General features: G+C 53.3%; 3 protein-coding genes and 1 pseudogene. 2 read left to right on the top strand and 2 right to left on the bottom strand.

Annotation, left to right across the window (positions count from 1 at the left end):
* Window positions 1–140 precede the first annotated feature (140 nt).
* Window positions 141–965, top strand: a complete 825-nt coding sequence (gene rhaD, locus OQV04_RS24565) for a rhamnulose-1-phosphate aldolase (RefSeq protein ID WP_032281935.1) — start codon at window positions 141–143, stop codon at window positions 963–965.
* A gap of 9 nt (window positions 966–974) precedes the next feature.
* Window positions 975–1,289 (top strand): L-rhamnose mutarotase, encoded by a 315-nt coding sequence (gene rhaM, locus OQV04_RS24560; RefSeq protein WP_000619496.1) that lies wholly within the window; start codon window positions 975–977, stop codon window positions 1,287–1,289.
* Between the two features lie 40 nt (window positions 1,290–1,329).
* On the opposite strand, the pseudogene OQV04_RS24555 reads toward rhaM, so the two are convergent.
* Window positions 1,330–1,440: pseudogene (locus OQV04_RS24555) on the bottom strand (hypothetical protein); the annotation flags it as partial.
* 6 nt (window positions 1,441–1,446) lie between these two features.
* Window positions 1,447–1,507 (bottom strand): IS1 family transposase (locus OQV04_RS25395; protein ID WP_071528444.1); only part of this gene is annotated, 61 nt, incomplete at its 5' end.

The raw sequence follows: 1,507 nt of genomic DNA, 5'->3' as shown, positions 1-1,507 counted from the left end.
CCTACAGGTCGGCAATAGTTGTAGGCCTGATAAGACGCGACAGCGTCGCATCAGGCATTGATTGCCGGATGCGGCACGAGCGCCTTATCCGGCCTACGGGTCGTGCATCCGACAACACCGAATTTACAGGAACACAGAACATGCAAAACATTACCCAGTCCTGGTTTGTCCAGGGAATGATCAAAGCCACCACCGATGCCTGGCTGAAAGGCTGGGACGAGCGCAACGGCGGCAACCTGACGCTGCGCCTGGATGACGCCGATATCGCGCTTTATCACGACAACTTCCACCCACAACCGCGCTATATTCCGCTCAGCCAGCCCATGCCTTTACTGGCAAATACGCCGTTTATTGTCACCGGCTCCGGCAAATTCTTCCGTAACGTCCAGCTTGATCCTGCAGCTAACTTAGGCGTCGTAAAAGTCGACAGCGACGGCGCGGGCTACCATATTCTCTGGGGGTTAACCAACGAAGCCGTTCCAACTTCTGAACTTCCGGCTCACTTTCTCTCCCACTGCGAGCGCATTAAAGCCACCAACGGTAAAGATCGGGTGATCATGCACTGCCACGCCACCAACCTGATCGCCCTCACCTATGTACTGGAAAACGACACCGCGGTCTTTACTCGCCAACTGTGGGAAGGCAGCACCGAGTGTCTGGTGGTATTCCCGGATGGCGTTGGCATTCTGCCGTGGATGGTGCCCGGCACGGACGAAATCGGCCAGGCGACCGCACAAGAGATGCAGAAACATTCGCTGGTGTTGTGGCCCTTCCACGGTGTGTTCGGTTCCGGACCGACGCTGGATGAAACATTCGGTTTAATCGACACCGCAGAAAAATCAGCACAAGTATTAGTGAAGATTTATTCGATGGGCGGCATGAAACAGACCATCAGCCGTGAAGAGTTGATAGCGCTCGGCAAGCGCTTCGGCGTTACACCACTAGCCAGTGCGCTGGCGCTGTAAGGAGCAAACATGATCCGCAAAGCCTTTGTCATGCAGGTTAACCCCGACGCCCACGAAGAGTATCAGCGTCGGCATAACCCCATCTGGCCGGAACTGGAAGCAGTGTTGAAATCTCACGGTGCGCATAACTACGCCATTTACCTCGACAAAGCGCGTAATCTGCTGTTTGCCATGGTAGAGATTGAATCTGAAGAACGGTGGAATGCGGTAGCCAGCACTGAAATCTGCCAACGTTGGTGGAAATATATGACCGACGTTATGCCAGCTAACCCGGATAACAGCCCGGTGAGTAGCGAGCTGCAAGAAGTGTTTTACCTGCCTTAATGAGTTGCGGTGCCGGAAAATATCCAGCACCGCGCCTTCATCAGAAGAAGTATTTAAAGCGAACGCGTGCGCCGTAACGGTCATCAGTATCATCACCGTGTTTTTTATCGCCGTCGCTATCCAGAATGGAGTAATACGTCCCGGTAATGACTCCAACTTATTGATAGTGTTTTATGTTCAGATAATGCCCGATGACTTTGTCATGCAGCTCCACCGAT

The sequence above is a fragment of the Escherichia sp. Lx600-2 genome, from assembly GCF_036662595.1.
Classification (GTDB): domain Bacteria; phylum Pseudomonadota; class Gammaproteobacteria; order Enterobacterales; family Enterobacteriaceae; genus Escherichia; species Escherichia coli.
This window is presented reverse-complemented; position numbering and strand designations above follow the sequence as displayed.

Coding starts and splice junctions, on each gene's coding strand:
- rhaD (WP_032281935.1), top strand. CDS start 141: ATGCAAAACATTACCCAGTCCTGGTTTGTCCAGGGAATGATCAAAGCC.
- rhaM (WP_000619496.1), top strand. CDS start 975: ATGATCCGCAAAGCCTTTGTCATGCAGGTTAACCCCGACGCCCACGAA.